We start from the raw sequence: 24,119 nt of genomic DNA, 5'->3' as shown, positions 1-24,119 counted from the left end.
ACAAAAAGCCGGACTGCATTTTCATGCAGTCCGGAAATTCGCCAGGAGTGGCGAGGAAAAGCCGGCCATGTGCCAGCGTCTATGCGTACGGTCGGGACGCGCCAAGAGTTTCAACAGATGAGCCAATTGTGCCGAAAAAAATTTGCATGGCATGGCTGCCATGCAAATGCTGCACTGCACAATCTTCACATTTTTCCTATATTCGATGCCGTGGAGGATCAACTAGGGGCCGAATCATGGGGTTCTTCACTGAAATGTTTGCCCGTCCGCGTCCGCAGGAGCATCAGCGTTACCGCTCGGCACTGGCACTGCTGCATTCGATGAGCAATGCAGACCGCGCCGACATCGGCATTAAGCCTGCCGATTTCCCGCGCATCGCGCGCGAAATGTCCGTGCGCTGAACCAGCGCAAGACGAGGTTTCCCGGCAGCAACCGGGAAACCTCATTGCTTTCAAGACCTTCCGAGGAAGGTTGCCTTGCCCAGAGGCACGCCGTTGTGGCGCAGGATGTCGTACGCCGTCGTCACGTGGAAATAGAAATTGGGCATGGCGGCGTGCAGCAGATAGTGCAGGCCGGACAGCGAAACTTCCTTGCCCGCCAGCCTCAGTTCGATCACCCGCTCGTCCGAGCCATGCAGATCGGCCGCCGAAAAGGTCGCGAGATGGTCAACGGTCTTGGCTATCCGCGCCTGAACGTCGGCGAAGCTCACCTCATTGTCCTCGTATTTCGGCACTTCGCGGCCGGCCAGCCGCGACGGCGCGCCCTTGGCGTGGTCGGTGGCGATCTGGACCTGCCTGACCAGCGCAAACATGTCCGGCGCCAGCCGCGCCGTCAAAAATACCTGCGGATCGATCTTGCGGTCGGCGGCATTCTGTTCGGCAGCCGACAGGACAGCGGACAGCGCCTTTAGCCTGGCCGAAAACACCGGCACGGAGGCCTCATACATCGATAGTGTCACTTTGAATCTCCATTAACGGCCCAAGCGCCGACGGCGGGAGGTAGCGCCTTCCCCGGCGATTTTTCAAGCGTCACCACGTCGCCGCAATCGATGTGATAGAATCCTTTTGTGGTGGAGATTCCCGATGAGACGCGTCTTTCTGGCGGCGGCCGCCTTGTTCTCCCTTGCCGTATCCGGCCAAGCTGTGTTCGCCGACGACGAACCGGCAGACCAACAGGCACCTTATGTCGATGACCGGTCGGATGCCGCCGCCGTCATCCGTTCGCTTTACAGCGCCATCAACCGGCACGAATTCGCCCGCGCATGGGGTTATTACGGCGATACAAAGCCGGCAAAGGATTTCGACACCTTCGTCAAGGGCTATGACGGCACCGACAAGGTCGATGTCGAAACCGGGGCCATTTCCGACGAAGGTGCGGCCGGCAGCATCTATTACAGCGTCCCGGTCGCCATCCGCGCCACCGACAAGGACGGCAACGATGCAGTCTTTGCCGGCTGCTACACGCTGCGCCAGGTGAGCGCCCAGAATCAGGCCCCGCCGTTCCGCCCGATCTTTATCGACAAGGGCGCGCTGAAGCCGTCAAAGGCCGATTTCGAGGAGGCACTGCCGGCAAGCTGCGGCGACGGACCGCCGCCACCGAAGAAGGACGCCATACTGGAGCAGGCCAAGAAGGCTTTCCTGGCGACTTATGGCAAGCAGTGCGACGAGCAATTCCTGGCCGAGGAGCCGAACGCTTTTTCGATCAAATACAAGGACAAGAATGCGGCTGCCGGCGACCCCGACAAGGAGACACGGCTTTTCGAATTCTATTGTACGGCCGCAGCCTACAATGCCAGCTCGGTCTACTACATGACCGACGGGCTTGACGGCGTGCTGCAGTTGCAGTTTGCCGAGCCTGAACTGGATATACGTTACGAGAACAATGACAGCGACGGCAAATTGCTTGGTGTGACCGTCACCGGCTTTCACACGACCGGCTGGGCGACCAATTCCGAATACAACGAAGAAACCAGGACGCTCACCACGTTCGACAAATGGCGCGGCATCGGCGATGCCTCCGATACCGGCACATATTTGTTCCGCGACGGCAATTTCTCGCTCGTCCAGTACGACGTGGACGCCTCTTATGATGGCGAGGAGAATCCGCAGACCGTCGTCGACTACAACACGGCGCCTTGAGGCGTTTTAGCACGGCGCCTTATGGCGCCTTCGACAGCATCCAGTTCAGCGTTTGGCGCCAGTCGACCATGCGGATCGGCGTGCCGTGTGTGCCCGTTTCAAAACGGACGAAGCGGGTGGGATAGGGATAGGCTTTCGAGTTCGCAATGATGGAGCGGAAGAAGGCCTCCTGCTTTTCCACGGGAAAGACCGGGTCCTTGCTGCCCTGGCCGAAGAACACCGGCACATGGCGCCTGTAGGCTGGGCTCGACAGGAAACTTTCATCCCACAGCGAGCCGAGCAGCAGCAGCCCGTTTATGCGCCGTCCCGTATCGTTGCGCCCGGCAAGCTTCCAGCACAACAAGCCGCCCATCGAACCGCAGGCGACGAAAATCTTGGCGTCCGGCGAGGCCTCGGCATAGTGGCCGATCAGCGCGGCGACCTGGGCCGCGCCCTTGTCGCCGAAATCGGTGAAGTCGGGTGAGAGATAGAGACCGCCATTGCCGGCCATCAGGTTCTTGATGCGGTTGAAATTGCCGCCGAAGGTGAAGTCATCGACGCCCTGCTTCCGGCTGCCGCCCTGCCCATGCAGGTAAAGCACGATGATGCCGGCGCCCTCGGTCTTGCCGACCGCGACATGCCTGATATCGCCGGCATCGGTCTTCAGCATCAAATCCCGCTGCACCTTGCGCACGCCGGTGTCGGTGTATTGCGCATGCACGCGCTTTTCCGGCACCTCGTCGCGGGCGTTGATATCGCGCATCTCGCGGTAGTCGATGACGGTGTAGGCGCCTTGGTCCGTCGACGAGAGCGTGGCCGGATAGGCGAAGAGGTCGTCCTTATAGGGTTTTAGCTCGAGCGCGTCGGCATCGACCGCGGACAGCGAAAGCGCGATTGCGGTCAGCAGCGCGCGGGAGAGTTGGAAGCGAAGAGCCATGCCTCAGCCATGCGTTTTTCGGCTTCGGTTTGTCAATCCTGCAGCACGCCGCCGGCGTCTTCCATTGCCTCGCGGGTGTCGACATCGATCGATGCACCGTCGCCGATCTCGACGTCGATGATGTCCAGCCCTTCGGCCTCGACCAGATGACGGGCGCCGGTGTCGCCTTCGAGGTGGGCGATGCCTGGAAACAGCGCACGCGGCAAAAGCACCGGATTGCCGCGGCGGCCGTCGTGCGCAGCGCGCACCACCGAATGGCCGCCGTCCTTGCGGAAGGCCTCGATCAGCCTGTCGAGATCGGCCGAGGAGACGCCCGGCATGTCGCCGAGCACGATCATCGCGCCGGCAGCCTCAGCCCCAACCCTGGCAATGCCGGCTTTGAGTGACGAGGAAAGGCCGTCGGCGAAATCCGGATTGTCGGCGAAGATCACGTCGAGGCCGCCCAAGGCCTTATGCACCCGCTCGCGCTGGTGACCGGTGACAACGACGGTGCTGGATGCCCTTGAGCCGAGCGCACGTTCAGCGGTGCGGCGCACCAGCGGCTTGCCGTCGAACAGGGCCAGCAACTTGTTTGGCCCGCCCATGCGGCTGGAACGGCCGGCGGCGAGAAGCACGATGTCGACCTTCAATCCGGCTCTCGCTGGCAAAGGCTCGCGCGGCTGCGGCCGGGTCGGGATTTCCATCAACAGCCCGCCGACGCCCATGCCGGCAATATCCCCGGCCGTGACGTCGAGGCCGGCGATCAGCCGGTCGAGCACCCAGTCAAAACCGTTTTCCTTGGGGCTGCGGGCGCAGCCCGGGGCGCCGATGACTCGCTTGCCGTCAAGCGTGCCCAGCACCAGCAGATTGCCGGGATCGACCGGCATGCCCGCACGGACGACCGTGCCGCCGGCCTTCTCGATCGCCGTCGGAACGACGTCGTTGAAATCGCTCATCGCCGAGGCGCCGAAGATCACCACCATGTCGTTGTCGCGCGCCAGCGCGGCCGCGGCCTCGGCGACGGGCGCAATTTCGTGCGGCGTGCGGCGCTCGGCGGTCAGCCGGGCGCCGGAACGCGCCAGCCGTGCCTCGGTGACGCGCAGCGTCTTGTCGAGCACACTGGCCTTGATGCCCGGCAACACCGTCTGGATGACGCCGATGCGCACCGGCTGGTAGGCATTGACGGCGAAGATCTCGCCGCCGGCGCAGATTTTTACCACCGCATCGACCAGGGCCGAGGCAACGGCGAACGGGATGATCTTGACCGTCGCCACCATCTGGCCCTTCTCGACCGGCGCATGCTGCGCCAGCGTGGCGATGGTGATGGTCGGGTCGACCGCATTGATGGCGTCGATCATGGCCGGGTCGACAGTGAAAACACCGGCCGCCTTGGCATGGAGATTGACGCGGCCGGTCGCTGCCGGCTTCGCCTCGATATTGCGATGGATCATGCTTGCTGCGATCTTTTCAGCCGCCGCATCCTCGCTGAGATCGTCGGCGGCAAGGACCGCCACGACAATCTCGGCAATACCCGCCGCCTTCAGCATCGCCACATCGTCGGCACTCAGCCGATGCGCTTTGCGGAAACGCCGCTCGCCGGCCGTGGTGGCATGCGCCAGCACCGCGCCCTCGGCCTGATCGATCGGAACCGGACCAAATCTCACGCTACGGCGCCTTTGGCTTCGAGTCCGCGCGAGCGAAAGGCGTGGATCGTCTGTGCTAAGACGGCGACGGCAATTTCAGCCGGGCTGGCGGCGCCGATGTCGAGCCCGATCGGCGCGTGGATGCGCGCGATCTGGTCGGCGCTAGCGCCCAAGGCCAGCAGACGCTCGACGCGCTTGGCGTGGGTTTTGCGGCTGCCGAGCGCGCCGACATAGAAACAATTGGCGTCGAGTGCCGCCTTCAGCGCGAAATCGTCGATCTTCGGGTCATGGGTGACCGCGGCGAGCGCGGTGTAGCTGTCGAGCGGCTGGCGCTTCAGCACATCTTCGGGCCATTCGGCATGCAGCGCGACATCGGGAAAACGATCCGGCGTGGCGAAAGCTGTGCGCGGATCGATGATCTCCAGGGGATAGCCTGCAATCTTGGCCATAGGCGCCAGCGCCTGGCTGATGTGGACGGCGCCGATCACGATCAGGCGCGGTTGCGGCAGGTGCGCGTTGAGGAAGAAGGTCCGCCCCTCGGCCTCGACCGAACCCGAATTGCCTGACCGAAACGCCTTGGCGATTGCTTGCCCGAGTTCGCCGGCGACATAATCGCCCTCGCGCACGATGCGGTCGCGGCCGTCGCCGAGGTCTGTGACCAGGATCGCTGCCCGACGGGCGCGGCGCTCGGCATTGAGGGTTTTGAGGGCGTAGGGATCCATGCCTAACCGAGCCGCTCCACATAGACCTTGATGCGGCCGCCACAGGACAGGCCGACCTGCCAGGCGGTTTCGTCGGCGACGCCGAATTCCAGCATCTTGGCTTTCCCTGAGTCGATGACGTCGATCGCCTCGCTCACCACCGCGCCCTCGACGCAGCCGCCCGAGACCGAGCCGTGGAAATTGCCTTCGGCATCGATGACCAGATGGCTGCCGACCGGCCGCGGCGCCGAACCCCAGGTCTCGACCACTGTGGCAATGGCGACATCCTTGCCGTCCTTCATCCAGCCTTCCGCGATGATCAGCGGATCGCGAGCCTCATCGAGATAGATGCTGTTGTCCATGATCGCTTGTCCTAGAGTCTGTTTTTCCGGGATAACATATGGTCATGCTGCGCGCCTGATGCCAGCGTCCAGCCAGCGACGCGGATCGACCGACGCAGCCGATTTCTTGTCCAGCGAGGCGCAGAGATCGGCCAGCGCATCGAGATTGTGCACCGAACGGAACTCGTCGACATGCGGCAGCATCGCCTTGACGCCACGGGCGCGCGCCTCGAAACCGTCGAAGCGCAGCAAAGGGTTGAGCCAGATCAGCCGCCGGCAGGATTTGTGCAGGCGCTCCATTTCTTCCGACAGGCCAGTGACATCGTCGCGCTCCAGCCCGTCGGTGATCAAAAGCACCACGGCGCCCTGCCCCAGCACACGGCGGGACCACTGCTTGTTGAACTCGGCCAACGTGTCGCCGATGCGGGTGCCGCCTGACCAGTCCTTGACCGCCGCTGAACTCTCGGCCAATGCCGCGTCGGGGTCGCGATGGCGCATCTGCCGGGTCAGGTTGGTAAGCCGCGTGCCGAAGACGAAGGTGTGCACGCGCCGCCGCTTCTCGGTCAGCGCATGCAGGAAATGCAGGAAGATGCGCGTGTACTGGCTCATCGAGCCTGAGATATCGGCGAGCACGACCAGCGGCGGATGGACCTCACGGGCCGACCGGAATTTCGGCAGGATCAACTCGCCGCCGGAGCGCGCGGCCGAGCGCATCATGGCGCGCGGATCGATGCGGCGGCCATGCGGATCGGCCCGGAACCGCCGCGTCTTGACCATGTCGAAAGGCAGCCGCAGCTCGGCAATCGCCTTCTTGGCGTCGGCCATCTCGGCGGCGTTCATCTGGGCGAAATCCTTACCGCGCAGCACCTCATTGCCGGAAAAGGTGAAGCGGGCGTCGACCTCGATCTCCGGAATTTCCTGGCGTGGCGCGCTGTTCTGGTGGCCCTCGAACATCGCCTGGCTGACGCGGTTCTCGGCCGCGCGGGGTTTCTGCTTTTCCCTGGTGTCGGGCGCCACCGGCGAGAACATCGCCAGCAGTTTCTCGATCAGTTCGCGCGATTTCCAGAACAGCCGGAAGGCTTCGTCGAAGGTCGGATGGTCCTCGTGCCGGGAGACCAGCACCGCATGCAGCGTCCAGTAGAAATCGTCACGCGAACCGATGCCGGCGGCCAGCACCGCTTCGATCGCATCCTTGACCGAGGCTGGCCCGACCCGCATGCCGGCCTTGCGCAAGGTGCGGGCGAAATAGACGATGTTGTCGGCGATGCGGCCGTCTTCCGTCGCCTCTATCCGGTCGGCCTGTTTGGGGTCGGCCCCTTTGGGGTAGGCACCCGGCGTCTTCACGGCCCTACTCCGCCGCCGCCAATTCGGCCTTGACCTCGTCGAGGATGCGCCGGCCCTCGCCCGCGCCGATGCGGGCAATGTCGTCCTGGTATTTCAACAGCACGCCGATCGTGTCGGAGACGGTTTCCGGGTCGAGCGCCACCTTGTCGAGTTCGGTCAGCGCGCCGGCCCAGTCGATGGTCTCGGCAACGCCCGGCGCCTTGAACAGCTCCACCCGGCGCAGCTTCTGGATGAACGACACCACTTCGGCCGACAGCCTTTGATTGGCCTGCGGCACCTTGCGGCGCACGATCTCCAGCTCGCGCTCGGCATTGGGATAGTCGACCCAGTGATAGAGGCAGCGTCGCTTCAGCGCGTCGTGGATCTCGCGGGTGCGGTTGGTGGTGATGATGACGATCGGCGGCTCTTCCGCCTTGATCGTGCCGAGTTCCGGCACCGTCACCTGGAAGTCGGAGAGGATTTCGAGCAGGAATGCTTCGAAGGCTTCGTCGGTGCGGTCGAGTTCGTCGATCAGGAACACCGGGGCGGCACCCGCCTTGCCGGTCAGCGCGTCGAGCACCGGGCGGCGGATGAGGTATTTTTCGGAAAAGACATTGCGCTCCATGTCGGAGCGGTCGACCTTGCCGGCCGCCTCCTCCATGCGGATCTCGATCATCTGCGCGGCGTAGTTCCACTCGTAGACGGCGGAGGAGACGTCGAGGCCTTCATAGCATTGCAGACGGATCAGCCGGCGGCCGAGCGCCTGCGCCAGCACCTTTGCGATCTCGGTCTTGCCGACGCCGGCCTCGCCTTCGAGGAACAGCGGCCGCTGCATGCGCAGGGACAGGAACAGAACGGTTGCCAGCGACCGGTCCGCGACATAGTCCGCGCCGGTCAGGAGATCGAGCGTTTCGTCGATCGTCCGCGGCGCGAGGCGCGGTTTCAGCTCGGTCATTCTTTCTCCGTTGACGCCTCTGCTCCGCTTTCCAGCACGTGGTAGTCGCGGGCGTGGTAGATCAGCGGCCGCAAATTATCGCCCATGCGCAGGCCTGTCACCTTGCCAAAAAGCACACGATGGGTGTGCAGATCCTTGGTGTCGATCAATTCGCAGTCGAACACGGCGAGAGCGCCCTGCAAGGTCGGGGCGCCTGTCGATATGACATCCCACTCGCCGAGCGCGAAACGCGCATCGGACGACAGGCCGGTCAGGCCTGAGAACGCCACCGATAGGGGCTGCTGGTGCGAAGCCAGCGTGTTCAGCGCAAACCGGCCGTTTTGCACAAAAAGTTCGTTCTTGGCATTTTCGCGGTTGAGACAGACGAGAACCGTCGGCGGCGTGTCCGACACCGAACAGGCGGCGATCACCGTCGTGCCGCGTTTGCCGGCGGGACCGTCGGTGGTCACCACGTGGACGTGACCGGCAAAATGCGCCATCGCGTCGCGATAGGCCTGCGGCCCTATGTCGTTCAACTTCAGCACCGATGATTTTCCATAAGCAGGAGCCTGAGCGTTATATATGGCGGCATATGATAAGCCACACAAGCGAAGTGCTTGACGCCAATCCGCAAATTCGCGTGTTGCGCAGGGCGCAGGCAGCCTTTAGGTCTTGGCGCAAGAGACGCTGGAAGCATGCGACCGGCACGGAGGAATTCTCGTAGGAATGCGACCCCTAACGGCTGTAATAGCGGCACTGCTCTGGCTGTTGCCGGCAAGCGCGGGCGCGCAGACGCTGCTTGTTGGCGTCGCAGCGCCCCTGTCCGGTCCGTCGGCGATCCTTGGCAAGCAGATCGAGACGGGTGCTGGCCTCGCCGCGGAAGCCAATGGCTTGGAGATCAAGACGGTCGACGATGCCTGCACCGCCGATGGCGGGGCTGCCGCCGCCAGGGAATTCACTGCTGCCAAGGTCAATATCGTCGTCGGCTTCCTCTGCACCGAGGCAATCCAGGCGGCACTGCCGATCCTGAAGGACGCCAACATTCCTGTGATCACTGTCGGCGTGCGCACCGAAAGCCTGACCGACCGCCGCGCCAAGACCGGCTGGCCGGTCTATCGGCTGGGGCCGCGCGGCGACGACGAGCGCAATGCGGTGGCCGCCATCTTCACCCGGCTGTGGCAGAGCGAACTGTTCGCCATTGTCGACGACGGCACCATCTATGGCCGCGAAATCGCCGAGACGCTGCGGGCAGCGGCAGAACAGGCAGCGCTGAAGCCGGTGTTCACAGACACGTTCCGGCCGCAGCTCGACAACCAGATCGGGCTGATCGGCCGGCTGAAGAAAGCTGGCGCGACGCATGTCTTTGCAGGCGGCGACGGCGATGACATCGCCATTATGGGCCGCGACGCCGGTCAGCTCGAGGCCGGCATCACCTTTGCCGGCGGCGAAAATTTGCGCACCCCACCCGGCGACGTGCCTTACGCCGTCGGCACGCTGATGATCGCGCCGCCGGAGTGGGCCGATGTCGCCGATCCCAAGGTGCTGGCGGCATTTACGGCCAAAAACATCGCGCCGGATGGCTACGCATTGCCGGCCTATGCGGCGGTGGAGATCGCCAAAGCGGCCACTGCTGAATCGGAGAGTTCCGGCAAGGGGCTGGCCGACGTGCTCACCACGCGTGATTTCACCACCGCGATCGGCCCGCTGCGCTTCGATGGCAAGGGCGATCTCAGCCAAAACCTCTATCGCGCCTTCCGCTTCGACGGGACGCGTTTCGTGCCGGCGGAGACGAATTGATGTTCCGCACCGGGCCGCGCAATCTGATCACCGATGTCGCCGGCCTGCGTGTCGGCAACGCCAGCGATGCCAGGCTGAAGTCCGGAGTGACGGCGGTGCTGTGCGATGAACCGGCGGTGGGCGGCGTGCAGATCCTGGGCGGCGCGCCGGGCACGCGCGAGACCGACCTGCTCGAGCCGCATAATTCCATCGAGGCGGTGCATGCCGTGGTGCTTTCGGGCGGCTCGGCCTTCGGCCTCGATGCCGCCTCGGGCGTGCAGGCGGCGTTGCGTGAAAAAGGTATCGGCGTCGATGTCGGCGGCTTTCGCGTGCCGATCGTGCCGGCGGCGATCCTGTTCGACCTGCGCAATGGCGGCGACAAGGATTGGGGCCGTTATCCGCCCTACCGCGATCTGGGCTACGAAGCCGCGCAAGCCGCTGCGACAGATTTTCCGCTCGGCACGATCGGCGCCGGCACCGGCGCGCTAAGTTCAGGGCTGAAGGGCGGCCTCGGTTCGGCCTCGACCGTGCTCGACAGCGGCGTCACCATCGGCGCGCTCGCCGCCGCCAACCCGACCGGCTCGGTGACGATTGCACGGACCCGGTATTTCTGGGCAGCACCGTTCGAGATCGGCGATGAATTCGGCGGGCTCGGCTATCCCTCGCCGATGCCGGACGACGCCAGGCGGATTCTTCTGAAATACCGCGACAAGCGTGTGGGTGGAAACGAAGGGCCCGGCGGCAACACCACCATCGCCGTCATTGGCACCGACGCAGTGCTGACCAAGGCTGCTGCCAAGCGGCTGGCCATATCGGCGCATGACGGCTTCGTGCGCGCCATCTGGCCGGTGCACACGCCGGCCGACGGCGACCTGGTGTTCGCGCTGGCGACGGGCAAGAGCGGCATAGAGCTCAGTGCCGACGATGCCGTCGACTTCTTCGCCGCCGCCGGCGCCACCATGGCGCGCGCCATCAGCCGCGGCATCCATGCGGCAACGCCTGATGAAGGTGATCTGTTTCCGGTGTGGTCGTCGCGCTGAAGGAAGATCCGGTGCGGGTGATCAGGTCGGGTCGGACTTTTCTTCCTCGAAGCTGACCGCCACATCCGAATTCGCCGACAGCCAGACTTTTTTGCCATCGACCTCGGCCAGCAGGCTGAGCGGAATGTAGTGGTGATGGCCTTTGTGCCCACCCATGCCGCTGTCGGCCTTGGTCAGCTTGATCCGGTCGCCCTCGACCTTGTCGACCGTGCCGATGTGCACGCCGTCGGCGCCGACCACTTCCATATGTTCGCGAATCTTGCTGGCCTCGGTCATGAGGTGTTCTCCTTTTGAAAGCGATCGACGATAACAAACAGAGGCGCAATTGGATGCATCGCCTTTTGAAAAGCACGATGTTTTGACTGTCTCATGATAGGGAACGATCGACCCATGGCAGCCGGAGCGGGAACCCGATGCGAAATCTCATTCTGATTGGCGTTTGCCTGCTGATGCAGCTGGCATCTGGCATCGCCGCCCAAGCGGGCGATGTCGCCGAGCTCGAAATTCTAGGTTTCACCAAAGATGGTGGCGTCTTCGCCTTCGAGGAATATGGCGTCACGGACGGGTCCGGCTTTCCCTATGCCAACCGCTATTACATCGACACCGCCGACGACACGTTCCTGAAGGGCACGCCGATCCGGGTCCGGCTGGAGGACGAGACCGCTTCGCTCGACACGGCCCGTCTCCAGGCCCGGCAGAAGGGCGAAGCAATCATTGCCCAGGCAGAACTTGCCGCGAATCGCGGCATCACCGCCGGCTTCAACCCGGTGACCGAATTGTCGGCCGACCCGTTCCGCATGGTGGTCAACCCGCGGCCGATCTTTTCGCCGGTTGATCCGCCACTCGAATTCCGGCTCGACGAGATCGGCATGAACGACACCGAACGCTGCCAAAGCCATGGCGAGATCAACGGCTTTCGTTTGCTGCGCATCGAGGCCAGCGATGGAGGCCAGACCCATCTTTTGCATGAGGACAAATCGATCCCGCAAAGCCGCGGCTGCCCGAACGGCTACCGGATCGGCGCGGTGCAGACGTTTTCGATGGACAGTATCAGCGCCTATGCGGTTCTGATCGCGGTGCGCGAATACGGCTTCGAAGGGCCGGATTTTCGCTGGATCGCCGTGACCGGCCGCCTGTGACAGCGCTTGATCAATCCAGCTGGCGCCAGCGCGCCGGCAACCGTGTCCGCCGCGCCGTGCCATCGACGGTCGCAGCTCTTCTCGGCGCCTTGCTGTGGGCCGTAGCCATGGGCGCCAGCGCTCTCACCGGCCTCTGGCTCGACAATTGGGAGACGCCGGAAAAGATCCGCTTCGTCGTCCTGCTCTTTGCCATGGGTGCGGCAATCGCCTTCCCCATCGGCCTGTTCGCCGCGCGGCTGATCTCGCTCGACCGGCAGGCGGAAGTGGCGTTTGCCGCCGCCTTTGTCTGCCTGCTTGGCGCGACTCTCGCCTTCACCGGCGGGCTGCTTGCCCTGCAATACCGCTCCTACTACGCCGAGTGGCATGCCGAGGCCTTCACCGTCCGCTGGGCCTTCGAACTGGTGTTCACCTCGCTGACGGCGCTCTACCAGTTCGTGGTGCTGGGTATCAGGCTCTACTTTCCGCTCGGTTTCATCGCGCTCGCCATCGCCAGCGTGTGGTTTGCGCGCCAGCAGCGTTGAGCATTTGGTCTGCCTCTGATAGGAGGCGGACTTATTCACCGACATATCAGGACTGACGGATGATCCCTCGCTATTCCCGGCCGGAAATGGTCGCCATCTGGTCGCCGGAAACCCGCTTCCGCATCTGGTTCGAAATCGAGGCCCATGCCTGCGATGCGCTGGCCGAATTGGGCGTCATTCCCAAGGAAGCGGCCAAAACCATCTGGGAAAGAGGTGGCGCCGCCAAATTCGATGTCGGCAAGATCGACGAGATCGAGGCTGTCACCAAGCATGACGTCATCGCTTTCCTGACCCATCTCGCCGAATTCGTCGGGCCGGATGCGCGTTTCATCCACCAGGGCATGACCTCGTCCGACGTACTCGACACCTGCCTTGCCGTGCAACTCAGCCGCGCCAGCGATCTACTGCTCGCCGATCTCGAAAAGCTGCTTGCTGCGCTCAAGCGCCGCGCCTTCGAGCACAAGGACACCGTCACCATCGGCCGCAGCCACGGCATCCATGCCGAGCCGACCACCTTCGGCGTCAAGCTGGCGCAGGCCTATGCCGAATTTTCGCGCTGCCGCGAGCGGCTGGTGCATGCCCGGGAAGATATTGCGACTTGCGCGATCTCCGGCGCGGTCGGCACCTTCGCCAACATCGACCCCTATGTCGAAGAGCATGTGGCGGCAAAGCTTGGGCTGAAGCCGGAGCCGGTGTCGACGCAGGTCATCCCGCGCGACCGCCACGCCATGTTTTTCGCCACGCTCGGCGTCATCGCCTCATCGGTCGAGCGGCTGGCGACCGAAATCCGCCATTTGCAGCGCACCGAGGTGCTGGAAGCGGAAGAGTATTTTTCGCCGGGCCAAAAAGGCTCATCGGCGATGCCGCACAAGCGCAACCCTGTGCTGACCGAAAACCTCACCGGCCTTGCTCGCATGGTGCGGTCCATGGCCTTGCCGGCGATGGAGAATGTGGCGCTCTGGCACGAGCGCGACATTTCGCACTCCTCGGTCGAGCGCATGATCGGGCCGGACGCCACGGTGACGCTGGATTTCGCGCTGTCGCGGCTGACCGGCGTCGTCGACAAACTGCTGGTCTATCCCGACAACATGCTGAAGAACATGAACAAGTTCCGCGGCCTGGTGCATTCGCAGCGTGTGCTTTTGGCGCTGACGCAGGCCGGCGTCTCACGCGAGGACGCCTACCGCCTGGTGCAGCGCAACGCCATGAAGGTGTGGGAACACGGCGCTGATTTCCTTGAAGAACTGTTGGCCGACAAGGAAGTGACGGCGGCCCTTCCCGAAGCCGAAATCCGCGAGAAATTCGACCTCGGCTATCACACCAAGCATGTCGACACGATCTTCAAGCGGGTTTTTGGGGAAGCCTGACGCCAGCGCCAAGCTGGCCCCCCCTCATCCGACCTCGCTCCGCGAGGCCACCTTCTCCCACAAGGGGAGAAGGAAGACGGCGGCAACCTCGCCGCCAATCGCCAACGATTGAGATTTGCAGAGCCGCAACGGCAGGCTTTACCTTCTCCCCATGTGGGGTCCGAAGGACGGGGCGAGCCCCGCGGCTCGCCCCAGGGCGGTGGATCGGCGCGCAGCGCCGAGACGGATGAGGGGTGCTCCAGCTTGGCGCACCCCTTCAAATCACGCCTTGCCCGGCACAGCCCTGATCACCGTACCCCACGGGTCTTCCCGAGTGGTTTCAGCCGTAGCCTTGTCCGAGCGCATCTCCACCCAGGCCAGACCCGAGCGAGACGGATCGCGGCGGCCGGCGCCGGCGCTGTGCCACGAATTGCCACCGATGTGATGGTGATAGCCGCCGGACGACAGGAACACGGCCTGGCCGCCATATTTGGCCACGGTGTCGAAGCCGAACTCCTGGTGCCACCAGGCCTCGGCGTCTTCCGGCCGGCCGACGCGCAGATGGACATGGCCGACAATGCTGTTTTCCGGCGCGCCTTGCCAACCGGCGTCACCTGCCGGCACGCTGGCGGCCACGGCCGCCAGGTTAAGCCGCTCGGTGGCCATGGCGATCTTGTCGCCGTTCCACGTCCAGTCCTTCGGCAAGCGATCTGAATAGATTTCGATGCCGTTGCCCTCGGGGTCGGTCAGATACAGCGCTTCGCTGACCAGATGGTCGGAGGCGCCCTCGACGCGGATCTTGTTGGCGGCGGCATGGTTGATCCAGCGGCCGAGATCGGCGCGGCTGGGCAAAAGGAACGCGGTGTGGAACAGGCCGGCGCTACGCGGATCGTCGGGCTTGGCCGCCGCATCCGCCTCGATGACGAGCAGCGGGCGCTCGGCGGCGCCCAGCGTGATCGCGCCATCGGCGCGGCTCAACTCCTGCAAGCCGACAACGGCACGGTAATAGGCTGCGAGGCTTTCGGCATCGCGCGCCTTCAACCCGACGCGGGAAACGCTGACTGGGGTCGTGGCGGCAAAAGGCAGTTCGCTCATGAAACTCTCCATTTCGGCGCGCTATCCAAGGCGCCCCAGCAATTCTATCGATGGTCCCAATGTGACATCTCAGATCGTCTATCGCGATCGTTCACACAAGACGGAAAGAATCGAACACGTTGTTCACAATTGCGATGCATTGCGTGCGTCAGCATGGTTGCACGAGACAGAGCCGCTCGCTATCTCAGCGGCATGAAAGTCAAAGACGCAGATATCTTGATCGTGCCCGGCTACACCAATTCCGGCCCGGAACACTGGCAGACACGCTGGCAGTCCAAGCTGTCGACGGCGCGCCGGGTCGAGCAGGCCGAATGGTCGAAGCCGGTGCGCGAGGACTGGACGGCGAGCGTGGCGAACGCGGTCAACGAAGCCGAGCGCCCTGTGGTGATCGTTGCCCATTCGCTCGGCGTGGCGGCGGCGGTGCAGGCCATTCCGCAATTCAGGAAGCCGGTCGCAGGCGCGTTTTTTGTCGCGCCGCCCGATGTCGCCAACCCGGAGATAAGGCCGAGGCACCTGATGACTTTCGGCCCCTATTTGCGCGAGCCGCTGCCCTTCCCGTCCATCGTGATCGCCAGCCGCAACGATCCGTTTTGCGCCTTCGAGGTTGCCGAGGACATTGCCGGCGCCTGGGGTTCGCTGTTCATCGATGCCGGCGAAACCGGCCACCTCAATGAGGACGCCGGCTTCGGCCCGTGGCCTGAGGGATCGATGACCTTCGCCAAGTTCCTGACCGACCTCAAGGCCTGACCCGAGCCGCGTCGTCCTCAGCCCTTGATCGAATCGTTCATGCTCTTGATCAGGGTCTTTGCGCCGAGCGAAATCAGCGCGTGGTCCGAGCCCATCGCCAGCAGCCGGTAACCCATCGCCACCACGCGGCCGGCAATGGCCGGCTCGATGACGTAGATTGCCGCATGCTTGCCCGCCTTGCGCGTGCGCTCGGCGATGGAGGCGACGGTTTCCATCATGCTTTCCAGCGTCGAATTGACGGTGGCGCCGTTCGACCAGGCGATCGAGAAGTCCGATGGGCCGAGGAAGATGCCGTCGATACCCGGCGTGTCGAGAATGCCGTCCAGCGCATCGAGCGCGGCGCGCGTCTCGACCATGGCAAAGGCCATGGTGCGCTGATTGGTGTCGCGCAGCCACTCGGCATAGTCGCCCTTGCCGTGGCGCGGAAAGGCATAGGTCGGTCCCCAGGAGCGCTCGCCGAGCGGCGGATATTTCATCGCCGCGGCAAACAGTTTTGCATCGGCCACCGAATTCACCATCGGCGCAATCACCGCCTCGGCGCCGAAATCGAGAGCGCGGCTGGCCATGTCGAAGCGGCCGACCGGAATGCGCACCAGCGCCGGCTTGTTGGCGGCGAGCACCGGCACCAGACCGCGCAGGACCGAGTCTTCGTGGTGTCCGCCATGCTGCATGTCGAGCGTGACGGCATCAAAACCCTGCTTGGCGATAATTTCGACGGTCAGGGCGTCCGGCACACCGGACCAGGCGGTGAACAGCGTTTCATCGGCAGCGAGGCGGGATTTCAGGGACATCGAAACTTTCCTTGTTAACGATCCGCAGTTTCAGCTGGAAACAGTGGCGAAGGCAAAGAAAAACCGCCCGGCTTGGCCGGGCGGTCGATTGGTCCAGAAGTGGCTGTGTGTTTTGGAGGATGATCCCGAAAACCGGCCGCCACTTTCGTGATCATGCGTCAGGTGTTCTTGATCTGCTCGATCGCCTGCGCCATCAGTTCGTCCATGGTGCGGCGAATCTGATGGTCGGACTGGTCGACGCCGGCGGCATCGAAATCCTTGCGGATCTTGCGGAACACGTCGTGATCGCCGGCTTCCTCGATGTCGGAGACAACCACTTCCTTGGCGTATGCGTCGGCATCAGCGCCGGACTTGCCCAGCTTTTCGGCGGCCCACAGGCCGAGCGCCTTGTTGCGGCGGGCCGCGGCCTTGAAGCGAAGTTCTTCGTCGAAGGCGAATTTGCGCTCAAAACCCTCTTCGCGGTCTTTCATGCTGCTCATGGCTTCCCTCCGGTGAAATCGATTCGCGTTGGCGGTGGATATGTGTGTTGCCGCAGCACAAACCAAAAGGGCGCGGGTCGGTCAATATGCTACATCACTTGCTGCGCTGCGGCATTTCATTCCTGAAAGCGGCCAACGAGAAGGATTTGCCGATTGAGCAAACGCTGTGATTGGGATAGACCCGGCATTGAACCCCACCCGTCGCCGCACTAATTTAGGCAGACGGACAGGAACTGGTCGCTTGCCGCCTGCCCGCAAATCCAGAGAAAAAATCAGATGAAAAATCGCCGCCGCATTTATGAAGGCAAGGCCAAGATCCTCTATGAGGGACCAGAACCGGGCACGCTGATCCAGTTCTTCAAGGATGATGCGACCGCGTTCAACAAGAAGAAGCACGAGGTCATCGACGGCAAGGGCGTGCTCAACAACCGCATTTCCGAGTACATCTTCAATCATTTGAACCGCATGGGCATTCCGACCCACTTCATCCGCCGGCTCAACATGCGCGAGCAGCTGATCAAGGAAGTCGAGATCATTCCGCTCGAAGTGGTGGTGCGCAACGTCGCCGCCGGCTCGCTGTCCAAGCGCCTCGGCATCGAAGAAGGCACGGTTCTGCCGCGCTCGATCATCGAATTCTATTACAAGGCCGACGCACTCGACGATCCGATGGTGTCGGAAGAGCACATTACGGCCTTCGGCTGGGCAAGCCCGCAGGAGATCGACGACGTCATGGCGCTCGCCATCCGCGTCAACGACTTCCTCTCCGGCCTGTTCATGGGCGTCGGCATCCAGCTCGTCGACTTCAAGATCGAATGCGGCCGCCTGTTCGAGGGCGACATGATGCGCATCGTCGTCGCCGACGAGATCTCGCCGGATTCGTGCCGGCTGTGGGACGTGGCGACGCAGGACAAGCTCGACAAAGACCGTTTCCGTCGCGACATGGGCGGCCTCGTCGAAGCCTATCAGGAAGTTGCCCGCCGCCTCGGCATCATGAACGAGAACGAGCCGCCGCGCCCGACCGGGCCGGTGCTCGTCGCCTCGACCGAAGGCATCAAAGGCAAGCCGCACTAAAGCCGCGCCAAGCAAACTATTCGAATAGGAACCTGTCCAGCATGATCAAGGCCCGCATCACCGTCACCCTCAAGAACGGCGTGCTCGACCCCCAGGGCAAAGCCATAGAGCATGCTCTGTCCGGCCTGGGCTTCGGCGGTGTCGGCCAGGTGCGGCAAGGCAAGGTGTTCGATCTCGAGCTTTCAGAAACCGACAAGGCCAAGGCCGAGGCAGATCTGAAAGCCATGTGCGACAAGCTGCTAGCGAATACGGTGATTGAGAATTACAGCGTAACCCTCGCCTGATTAGACTGGGCGCGGGTTCTGCGGCTTGCGAAGCCATAAATAGTAGATGGCGACGGCGCCTGCTATGATTGCAAGCAGCTTGTAGATCATTCGCTCAATGTCACCGCCGTCGAAAATCTTGTCGATCGAACCGGGACTCGTCGGATTTCGAAGTACTTCGATCTCCGTGCCGACCGATGTCGGCATCTTCACATAAAAGTCGCCAGCCACATCGAACGTGTATTCGCCACCGCTTGGTGGATGATAGGTGAGCTTCGCTGTCGGAATTTTTGTGATGCGCAAGGCTGCGGCGCCAGGTGCCGGCGTCGGAGGAATTGCGGCGGCGTCGGAAGAGCAATCGACACGCGACCGTTCCTCCCAGCGCCGCCTGACTTTCACCTCCAGTGCGCACTGCATGCCGGTCTCGACCACATTTGCCGTTTGCCGCTCCCACGTGAAGGTATGGATGAAACGGGCGACTGCGGGGCGCATCGACGAAGCGCCGAGAACGAAGAACAATGCCGCAAACCCGGTCACAGCGAGTTTCATGACCACACGGGCGGATCCCAGGGCGCTTTTGGTCCGCTGCGTCGCGGCCAATTGAATAGCCCTCATCCGCGGGTCATCAGAAAGCTGGTTCGGATCACGGTTCTCGGCAATCATCCATCGCAAAGTCAGCATTGCCAGGATGTTTGCCCAACCCAGCAACAGCGCAATCAGAAGGTGCAAGTGCAATCGGTAGAAGGTCGTATGAAAACTCGCCGCGCAGGCGGTGACGAGATCCACCCGCGATATGCCGCGACGCCCACCGGTGTGCCACACCCCGTCTCCCGCCATGAGCGGGAACAACAAAAGCACGGCAAGAAATATCCCGACGAACAGCTGCTTTCGGTAGACCCTGAGGTTTCTCTTGTAGCTGAAGATATCCATGGCGTTTGACGCCACCAAGCCTGCGGAAATGATACCAAGGCCGATCGAAAGAGCCGTTCCGGCCATCAGCAGCTGTGCGAAAGAAACGGCGCAACCAGCCAAATCCACGTCAAGGGAAAGCCAAGCGGAAAACGACGATCGCATGGATGCGGAAGCATTCCAGAATACCATGACGGCGAACGCGGCAAGCGCCGCCACAATGGTCGTCGCCGTCCACATCATTCGCTGCTTGTATTCGCGTTCTCTATTCTTGTTGTAATCCACGAGGGCCCCGAATTGCCGCCAGACTTTTTCGCTTATGCAGCAATGTCGTTAACAACGTGGCATTTTGCTGAGATATCCGCCCCCCTGTACAAGCCAAGGACAGCTGTATACCTAACCATTTGCTAAACGAGCGCATTGGTTCACCGATGCGACGAATTTGTCGGCCCAGGACCTGTTTGACCGACGTTCGCGACCTCGTTAGACACGTGCCGGCGCCACAGCCGCCGACATCCGAAGACAGCATTAAGATGCACCAACGACACGCAAATCTCCAAATTCATGAGCCTTGTGCTCCGGCACGCACCGCAAGAAGCGGGATTGTCGCTCGACGAAAACGGCTGGGCTGATCTCGGCGCGCTCTGTGCAGTCATCGAGGCAAAGTTCGGCGCTTCGGCCAGTGATATTCAGCGCATCGTCGAGGAAAACTCGAAAAAGCGCTTTGCCATCGACGGCAATCGCATCCGCGCCGTGCAGGGCCACAGCGTCGACATCGATCTCGGCCTGCCGCCGAGCGTGCCGCCGGCAATCCTCTATCACGGTACCAAGAACGAGTTCCTGCCCAGCATTTTGCGCGAAGGCCTGACCAGCCAGTCGCGCAAGCATGTGCATTTGTCGAAAGATGTCGAAACGGCCCGTGTCGTGGCGCGGCGGCGCAACGGAAAAGATGTTATTCTTCGGGTCGACTCGGCAGCTATGGCTGGGGACGGTGAGATATTCTTTCTCTCCGACAACGGCGTCTGGTTGACCAACCGCGTTGCGTCCCGGTATCTGCTTGAGATCAGCGAACAGGAATTGCCATGAAATCAGCCGTTGTTCTCCTGCCTGGCCTCAACCGTGACCGCGACATGATCGCGGCGCTGACCAAGATTTCCGGACAGGCGCCGGCGACCGTCTGGCAGACCGACACCGAAATTCCCGATGTCGACCTGATCGCCATTCCCGGCGGTTTCTCCTTCGGTGACTATCTGCGCTGCGGCGCGATTGCCGCGCGCATGCCGGTGATGCGGGCGGTTGCGGAAAAGGCGGCCAAGGGCGTCATGGTCATCGGCGTGTGCAACGGGTTCCAGATCCTGGTCGAGGCCGGCCTGCTGCCCGGCGCGCTGATGCGCAATGCATCGCTGAAATTCGTCTGCCGGCAGGTGAAGCTCGAGATCGCCAACGCCAACACCATGTTCACCCGCCGTTATCAACCGGGTCAGATCATCCGCACGCCCGTTGCGCATCATGACGGCAATTACTTCGCCGATGCCGACACGCTTGCCCGCCTCGAAGGCGAGGGACAGGTGGTGTTTCGCTATGCCGAGGGCACCAATCCCAATGGCTCGATCAACGACATTGCCGGCATCATCAGCGAAAAGGGCAATGTGCTCGGCCTGATGCCGCATCCGGAGAACCTGATCGAGGCCGCGCATGGCGGCAGCGACGGCAGGGCGCTCTTCGAAGGCGCGCTGGGCATCGCCGCCTGATATCCTTTTCGAAATTCCTTTCAAAGCGCGGGGGCGGCTGACCATGAGACTGACGATTGCTCGGATCGCTCTCCTGACCGCCGCCGGCTTTGCGCTGGCGTCCTGCCAGTCCAGTCCGAAGAGCACGCCGGCGCCTGCAGGCAAGAGCGCTTCGCTGCTCGCCATGGAGCAGGTGGCGATATCAGCCCACAAATGCTGGATCGCCAGTAAGGATCCCGCCTTCAAGTCCTATCAGATGGCCAATGAGCTGAATTCGTTCAGCGGCACGCCGCGCTTCCTGCTGGTGCCGGCTAAGCATTATGGCGGCAAGCCGCTGCTGGTTGTCCAGGCGCAAGGCAATTCCAGCCGCATCGACGTGTTCGGCCCGCTGATGGACGATCCGCTCGGCGCGCGTATCGGCTCCGACATTGCGCGCTGGCAGACGGGCAATCCGTCCTGTAACGCGGCCGCCTGACGCCATGGGCCGCTTCCTGGAGATTGCGGGATTGATCATCGGCCTGGCCGGGCTGGTCCTGCAAGCCTGCATCACCATCCCCGCGTCGATGGAAGCGGGCCGCAGCTTTCTCGGCTCCATCGTCTTCCTGTTCAGCTTCTTCACCATCCTGACCAACATCGGTGCGGTGCTGGTCCACACCTCGCTGCTGTCGCCTTCGGGCTATGCCTGGCTGCCTGCTTTCGCCGGACCGCGGATGCGCGCGGGCGTTGCGGTTTCCATCGCGCTGGTCTTCATCGTCTATGCCACGGTTCTGGCGCAACTCTGGCAGCCGCAAGGCCTGTTTCTGCTCTGCGACGTGCTGCTGCACTATGTGACGCCGGTGCTGTTCGTGCTGTGGTGGCTGGTGGCGGGCGCCGACGGCAGGACACGCTGGAGCGACATCTCCTGGTGGATGGCCTATCCGATCGCCTATCTCGCCTATGCGCTGGCCCGCGCCCCGATCGCGGGCGAAGTGCCCTACCCGTTCCTCGACGTCGCCAAGAACGGCGCGGTCAGCGTCGCGCTTTCGGCGCTGGCCGTCACCGGGGTCTTTCTGGTGCTGTGCATCCTCGCCGTGCTTGCCGACAAGGGCGTCTCGCGCATCAGGGCACCGGGCGTCGGTCGCTGACCGGAACGGTTCCGGGTCAGTCCCAGAAGCGCCGGATCCCTTCGCGGTAGGCGTCGGAACGCGAAACACCGATATCCTTAAGCTGCTCGTCGGTCATTTCCAGCAGGGCCAGGCGACCGCGACGGCGCTCGATCAGCGCGCCGATCTGCTGCGCCAGCGACCTGACCACCTGCACGATGCGGCTGGCAAAGCCTCGCCGGCTCGACGGTCCGACCAGTTCAATGCTCGTATGGCGGATTGTCTCGATTGTGCTCATTGTCTTTCTGCCAAGGTTGCAAATTGTACCCATTTCGGTACGGCGCTGATATGTATTGACTCCTAATTCGGTGCAATATACAAAATTGTCACCATGACAAATTGGCTTCCTGACCTCACCACCGGCTCCGGCCCGCTTTATCAGCGTCTTGCCGACAGCATCGAGGCCGACATCGACAAGGGCGTCATCGACGCCGGGGCAAAACTGCCGCCACAGCGCGATCTCGCCTATGACATCGGCACGACGGTCGGCACGATCGGTCGGGCCTACCAGTTGCTGCGCGAGCGCGGTCTGGTCAGCGGCGAGGTCGGACGCGGAACCTATGTCCTGGCCCAGCAATCGGAAGCCGCGTCACCCGAATTCGCGGAGCCCGCCGTGCAAGGCACGCGCTATGTCGATGCGCCGCCCGGCAAACTGCGCTTCGACAGCACGGCCGCCCCCGACATCGGCCAGGGCACCGTTGTCGCCGAAACGCTTCAGCGCACGGTGCAGGATTATCCGCACGAGATTTCCAGCTACACCAGGGATTTTCCGGAGCGCTGGTTCGAGGCCGGCGCGCGCTGGCTGTCACGCAATTCGTTCCGCCCGGCGGCCGAGACCATTGTCCCCACGCTTGGTACCCATGCCGCCGTCATGGCGGCGATCGCGGCGCTGACCACGCCGGGCGACTATGTCGCCTTCGAGCACCTCACCTATTCGCAGATCGCCCGCAGCGCCGGGCTGATCGGGCGGCGCATTGCACTGGTGGCATCGGACCAGGAAGGCCTCGATCCCGAGGATTTCGAACGCGTCTGCGCGCAAAAGCACCCGAAAATGATCTTCCTGATGCCGACGGTGCAGAACCCGACGCTGGCGATCCTGTCGGTTTCGCGCCGCGAGGCGATTGCACGCGTCGCGCGCGAGTACAATGTCATCCTCATCGAGGACGATCTCTATGGTGGCTTGACCGACGACCCGACGCCGCTCATCGCCGAATATGCGCCCGAGCGCACCATTGTCGCCGGCGGCCTGTCGAAATCGGTCGCGGCAGGCGTTCGTGGCGGCTGGCTCTCTTGCCCGCCCGCCTATCGCCATCGCATCCGCGTCGCCCACAAGATGATGACCGGCGGCATGCCGTTCCTGCTGGCGGAGGTGAATGCGCGGCTGGTTCTGTCCGGGCAGGCCGGCGATATCCGCAGGCGCTGCACCGCCGAAATCGCCGCCCGCATCGCCATTGTGCGCGAGACATTGGCTGGCTTTGCCTTCAAGTCACACGACCGCGTGCCCTTCGTCTGGCTGACCCTGCCCGATCCCTGGCTCTCCGGCACCTTCAGGAGCGCCTGCCTCGAAAATGGCGTGCTCCTCGACGACGAGGACGAGTTCAAGGCCGGGCGCTCCGAGCAGGTTTTCCACGGTGTGCGTTTCGGCGTCTCGCAGCCAAGGCGGCGGGACGACATAGCCGGCGGCGTCGCGGTGATCCGCCGACTGCTGGAGGAAGGCCGCGCCGGCTACGACAGGTCTTCCTGACGCTTGACCTGGTGTTCGCGGCCCCGATCTCGGATCAGCCTTCTGCCTTGAAGTTTTTGGCTTCCTTCGCGCCCTTGTCCTTGCCGTGCTTCTCGGCGAGGTCCTTGGCCTGCTGCGGCGAAACGTCGGTGATCTCGGCAAGATGCATAGCTTCCTTGTCCGAGAGGCGATTGTCTTTCTTGCCTTGCTTGGTGGCCATGTTGAAATCTCCTGATTGATTGGAGACCTAACGGCCGGGATGCCATAGCGTTCCTCGACGGTTCGCGACCGCCATCGTCACCTTGTGGCTTTCCGGCGTTTTTCGTCGGTGGATGGGGTGTATCGCGCCAAAGCTTGCGATAAGAGGGGACT

31 protein-coding genes are annotated in these 24,119 nt (G+C 63.0%); 16 read left to right on the top strand and 15 right to left on the bottom strand.

Translation table 11 applies throughout. The annotated features are described in order from the left end of the window. Positions 1 to 236 precede the first annotated feature (236 nt). Complete coding sequence (locus AC1DYC_RS04850; protein WP_112395048.1) at positions 237 to 401, top strand: hypothetical protein; 165 nt, start codon at positions 237 to 239, stop codon at positions 399 to 401. 50 nt (positions 402 to 451) lie between these two features. Here the strand turns inward: AC1DYC_RS04850 and AC1DYC_RS04845 are convergent, their stop codons facing one another. Beyond that, positions 452 to 958: a DUF1993 domain-containing protein gene (locus tag AC1DYC_RS04845; RefSeq protein WP_477404399.1), complete on the bottom strand. Its 507-nt coding sequence runs from the start codon at positions 956 to 958 to the stop codon at positions 452 to 454. Between the two features lie 124 nt (positions 959 to 1,082). Here AC1DYC_RS04845 and AC1DYC_RS04840 point away from each other — a divergent pair, with 124 nt between their 5' ends. After that, on the top strand, positions 1,083 to 2,138 hold the full coding sequence (locus tag AC1DYC_RS04840) for a DUF1176 domain-containing protein (RefSeq protein WP_477404398.1): 1,056 nt from the start codon (positions 1,083 to 1,085) through the stop codon (positions 2,136 to 2,138). A gap of 19 nt (positions 2,139 to 2,157) precedes the next feature. Here AC1DYC_RS04840 and AC1DYC_RS04835 read toward each other — a convergent pair whose 3' ends face one another. Genes AC1DYC_RS04835 through AC1DYC_RS04805 form a run of 7 tightly spaced genes read right to left on the bottom strand, consistent with a single transcriptional unit; the run spans position 2,158 to position 8,520 of the window. Next, positions 2,158 to 3,054 (bottom strand): alpha/beta hydrolase, encoded by an 897-nt coding sequence (locus tag AC1DYC_RS04835; protein WP_477404396.1) that lies wholly within the window; start codon positions 3,052 to 3,054, stop codon positions 2,158 to 2,160. 32 nt (positions 3,055 to 3,086) lie between these two features. Then, positions 3,087 to 4,697: an NTP transferase domain-containing protein gene (locus AC1DYC_RS04830; RefSeq protein ID WP_477404394.1), complete on the bottom strand. Its 1,611-nt coding sequence runs from the start codon at positions 4,695 to 4,697 to the stop codon at positions 3,087 to 3,089. Beyond that, positions 4,694 to 5,398, bottom strand: a complete 705-nt coding sequence (locus AC1DYC_RS04825) for an XdhC family protein (RefSeq protein ID WP_477404392.1) — start codon at positions 5,396 to 5,398, stop codon at positions 4,694 to 4,696. Before AC1DYC_RS04825 ends, AC1DYC_RS04830 begins: the two co-directional genes overlap by 4 nt. A gap of 2 nt (positions 5,399 to 5,400) precedes the next feature. Further along, positions 5,401 to 5,739 (bottom strand): XdhC family protein, encoded by a 339-nt coding sequence (locus AC1DYC_RS04820; protein WP_023734542.1) that lies wholly within the window; start codon positions 5,737 to 5,739, stop codon positions 5,401 to 5,403. Positions 5,740 to 5,781: 42 nt separating this feature from the next. Continuing rightward, positions 5,782 to 7,062 carry a vWA domain-containing protein gene (locus AC1DYC_RS04815; protein WP_477404390.1) on the bottom strand — a complete coding sequence of 427 codons (1,281 nt, stop codon included), beginning with the start codon at positions 7,060 to 7,062 and terminating at the stop codon, positions 5,782 to 5,784. 4 nt (positions 7,063 to 7,066) lie between these two features. After that, entirely contained in the window at positions 7,067 to 7,996 is a 930-nt protein-coding gene (locus tag AC1DYC_RS04810) for an AAA family ATPase (protein ID WP_477404388.1), read from the bottom strand. Further along, complete coding sequence (locus AC1DYC_RS04805) at positions 7,993 to 8,520, bottom strand: flavin reductase (RefSeq protein WP_477303949.1); 528 nt, start codon at positions 8,518 to 8,520, stop codon at positions 7,993 to 7,995. Before AC1DYC_RS04805 ends, AC1DYC_RS04810 begins: the two co-directional genes overlap by 4 nt. Before the next feature lie 181 nt (positions 8,521 to 8,701). Here AC1DYC_RS04805 and AC1DYC_RS04800 point away from each other — a divergent pair, with 181 nt between their 5' ends. After that, a complete protein-coding gene (locus AC1DYC_RS04800; protein WP_477404386.1) occupies positions 8,702 to 9,772 on the top strand; it encodes a branched-chain amino acid ABC transporter substrate-binding protein in 1,071 nt (356 codons plus the stop codon). Then, a complete protein-coding gene (locus AC1DYC_RS04795) occupies positions 9,772 to 10,791 on the top strand; it encodes a P1 family peptidase (RefSeq protein ID WP_477404384.1) in 1,020 nt (339 codons plus the stop codon). Before AC1DYC_RS04800 ends, AC1DYC_RS04795 begins: the two co-directional genes overlap by 1 nt. Before the next feature lie 21 nt (positions 10,792 to 10,812). Here the strand turns inward: AC1DYC_RS04795 and AC1DYC_RS04790 are convergent, their stop codons facing one another. Then, complete coding sequence (locus AC1DYC_RS04790; RefSeq protein WP_477284592.1) at positions 10,813 to 11,067, bottom strand: DUF2171 domain-containing protein; 255 nt, start codon at positions 11,065 to 11,067, stop codon at positions 10,813 to 10,815. Between the two features lie 137 nt (positions 11,068 to 11,204). On the opposite strand from AC1DYC_RS04790, the gene AC1DYC_RS04785 reads away from it, so the two are divergent. Genes AC1DYC_RS04785 through purB form a run of 3 tightly spaced genes read left to right on the top strand, consistent with a single transcriptional unit; the run spans position 11,205 to position 13,818 of the window. Beyond that, positions 11,205 to 11,930 (top strand): DUF2259 domain-containing protein, encoded by a 726-nt coding sequence (locus tag AC1DYC_RS04785; protein ID WP_477404382.1) that lies wholly within the window; start codon positions 11,205 to 11,207, stop codon positions 11,928 to 11,930. A gap of 56 nt (positions 11,931 to 11,986) precedes the next feature. Beyond that, positions 11,987 to 12,451, top strand: coding sequence for a hypothetical protein (locus AC1DYC_RS04780; RefSeq protein ID WP_477408169.1), 465 nt, complete (start codon positions 11,987 to 11,989; stop codon positions 12,449 to 12,451). Between the two features lie 59 nt (positions 12,452 to 12,510). Further along, positions 12,511 to 13,818, top strand: a complete 1,308-nt coding sequence (gene purB / locus AC1DYC_RS04775) for an adenylosuccinate lyase (RefSeq protein ID WP_477404380.1) — start codon at positions 12,511 to 12,513, stop codon at positions 13,816 to 13,818. Positions 13,819 to 14,079: 261 nt separating this feature from the next. Here the strand turns inward: purB and AC1DYC_RS04770 are convergent, their stop codons facing one another. Next, on the bottom strand, positions 14,080 to 14,892 hold the full coding sequence (locus AC1DYC_RS04770; protein WP_477404378.1) for a VOC family protein: 813 nt from the start codon (positions 14,890 to 14,892) through the stop codon (positions 14,080 to 14,082). A gap of 192 nt (positions 14,893 to 15,084) precedes the next feature. On the opposite strand from AC1DYC_RS04770, the gene AC1DYC_RS04765 reads away from it, so the two are divergent. Continuing rightward, the gene (locus AC1DYC_RS04765) at positions 15,085 to 15,639 is read left to right on the top strand and encodes an RBBP9/YdeN family alpha/beta hydrolase (RefSeq protein WP_477404376.1); all 555 of its coding nucleotides are present in this window, start codon (positions 15,085 to 15,087) and stop codon (positions 15,637 to 15,639) included. A gap of 17 nt (positions 15,640 to 15,656) precedes the next feature. Here AC1DYC_RS04765 and AC1DYC_RS04760 read toward each other — a convergent pair whose 3' ends face one another. Both AC1DYC_RS04760 and AC1DYC_RS04755 read right to left on the bottom strand, forming a co-directional pair. Beyond that, positions 15,657 to 16,430 carry an HpcH/HpaI aldolase family protein gene (locus tag AC1DYC_RS04760; RefSeq protein ID WP_477284602.1) on the bottom strand — a complete coding sequence of 258 codons (774 nt, stop codon included), beginning with the start codon at positions 16,428 to 16,430 and terminating at the stop codon, positions 15,657 to 15,659. Positions 16,431 to 16,588: 158 nt separating this feature from the next. Then, positions 16,589 to 16,909, bottom strand: coding sequence for a DUF1476 domain-containing protein (locus tag AC1DYC_RS04755; RefSeq protein ID WP_027028128.1), 321 nt, complete (start codon positions 16,907 to 16,909; stop codon positions 16,589 to 16,591). A 47-nt stretch (positions 16,910 to 16,956) separates the two neighbouring features. Here AC1DYC_RS04755 and AC1DYC_RS04750 point away from each other — a divergent pair, with 47 nt between their 5' ends. The 3 genes from AC1DYC_RS04750 (at position 16,957) to purS (ending at position 18,264) form a co-directional block, all read left to right on the top strand. After that, positions 16,957 to 17,079 (top strand): hypothetical protein, encoded by a 123-nt coding sequence (locus AC1DYC_RS04750; RefSeq protein ID WP_281401896.1) that lies wholly within the window; start codon positions 16,957 to 16,959, stop codon positions 17,077 to 17,079. Between the two features lie 106 nt (positions 17,080 to 17,185). After that, on the top strand, positions 17,186 to 17,980 hold the full coding sequence (gene purC / locus AC1DYC_RS04745; protein WP_056594372.1) for a phosphoribosylaminoimidazolesuccinocarboxamide synthase: 795 nt from the start codon (positions 17,186 to 17,188) through the stop codon (positions 17,978 to 17,980). Between the two features lie 41 nt (positions 17,981 to 18,021). Next, positions 18,022 to 18,264 (top strand): phosphoribosylformylglycinamidine synthase subunit PurS, encoded by a 243-nt coding sequence (gene purS / locus AC1DYC_RS04740; RefSeq protein ID WP_142868115.1) that lies wholly within the window; start codon positions 18,022 to 18,024, stop codon positions 18,262 to 18,264. Here the strand turns inward: purS and AC1DYC_RS04735 are convergent, their stop codons facing one another. Beyond that, a complete protein-coding gene (locus AC1DYC_RS04735) occupies positions 18,265 to 19,437 on the bottom strand; it encodes a hypothetical protein (RefSeq protein ID WP_477404374.1) in 1,173 nt (390 codons plus the stop codon). Between the two features lie 267 nt (positions 19,438 to 19,704). On the opposite strand from AC1DYC_RS04735, the gene AC1DYC_RS04730 reads away from it, so the two are divergent. The 4 genes from AC1DYC_RS04730 to AC1DYC_RS04715 are packed head-to-tail and all read left to right on the top strand — an operon-like array spanning position 19,705 to position 22,006. Continuing rightward, positions 19,705 to 20,238: an RNA 2'-phosphotransferase gene (locus AC1DYC_RS04730; protein WP_477408167.1), complete on the top strand. Its 534-nt coding sequence runs from the start codon at positions 19,705 to 19,707 to the stop codon at positions 20,236 to 20,238. Continuing rightward, on the top strand, positions 20,235 to 20,903 hold the full coding sequence (gene purQ, locus AC1DYC_RS04725) for a phosphoribosylformylglycinamidine synthase subunit PurQ (RefSeq protein ID WP_112561440.1): 669 nt from the start codon (positions 20,235 to 20,237) through the stop codon (positions 20,901 to 20,903). The genes AC1DYC_RS04730 and purQ overlap by 4 nt, the downstream gene beginning before the upstream one ends. A gap of 43 nt (positions 20,904 to 20,946) precedes the next feature. Further along, positions 20,947 to 21,357 carry a hypothetical protein gene (locus AC1DYC_RS04720; RefSeq protein WP_477404372.1) on the top strand — a complete coding sequence of 137 codons (411 nt, stop codon included), beginning with the start codon at positions 20,947 to 20,949 and terminating at the stop codon, positions 21,355 to 21,357. Between the two features lie 4 nt (positions 21,358 to 21,361). Continuing rightward, a complete protein-coding gene (locus tag AC1DYC_RS04715; RefSeq protein ID WP_477404370.1) occupies positions 21,362 to 22,006 on the top strand; it encodes a Pr6Pr family membrane protein in 645 nt (214 codons plus the stop codon). 16 nt (positions 22,007 to 22,022) lie between these two features. Here the strand turns inward: AC1DYC_RS04715 and AC1DYC_RS04710 are convergent, their stop codons facing one another. Next, a complete protein-coding gene (locus tag AC1DYC_RS04710; protein ID WP_477404368.1) occupies positions 22,023 to 22,262 on the bottom strand; it encodes a DUF1127 domain-containing protein in 240 nt (79 codons plus the stop codon). Positions 22,263 to 22,355: 93 nt separating this feature from the next. Here AC1DYC_RS04710 and AC1DYC_RS04705 point away from each other — a divergent pair, with 93 nt between their 5' ends. Further along, on the top strand, positions 22,356 to 23,768 hold the full coding sequence (locus tag AC1DYC_RS04705; protein ID WP_477404366.1) for an aminotransferase-like domain-containing protein: 1,413 nt from the start codon (positions 22,356 to 22,358) through the stop codon (positions 23,766 to 23,768). Between the two features lie 34 nt (positions 23,769 to 23,802). Here the strand turns inward: AC1DYC_RS04705 and AC1DYC_RS04700 are convergent, their stop codons facing one another. Further along, on the bottom strand, positions 23,803 to 23,967 hold the full coding sequence (locus AC1DYC_RS04700; protein WP_477303922.1) for a hypothetical protein: 165 nt from the start codon (positions 23,965 to 23,967) through the stop codon (positions 23,803 to 23,805). Positions 23,968 to 24,119 lie beyond the last annotated feature (152 nt).

It is taken from the genome of Mesorhizobium sp. P2_E7, assembly GCF_056403855.1.
This window is presented reverse-complemented; position numbering and strand designations above follow the sequence as displayed.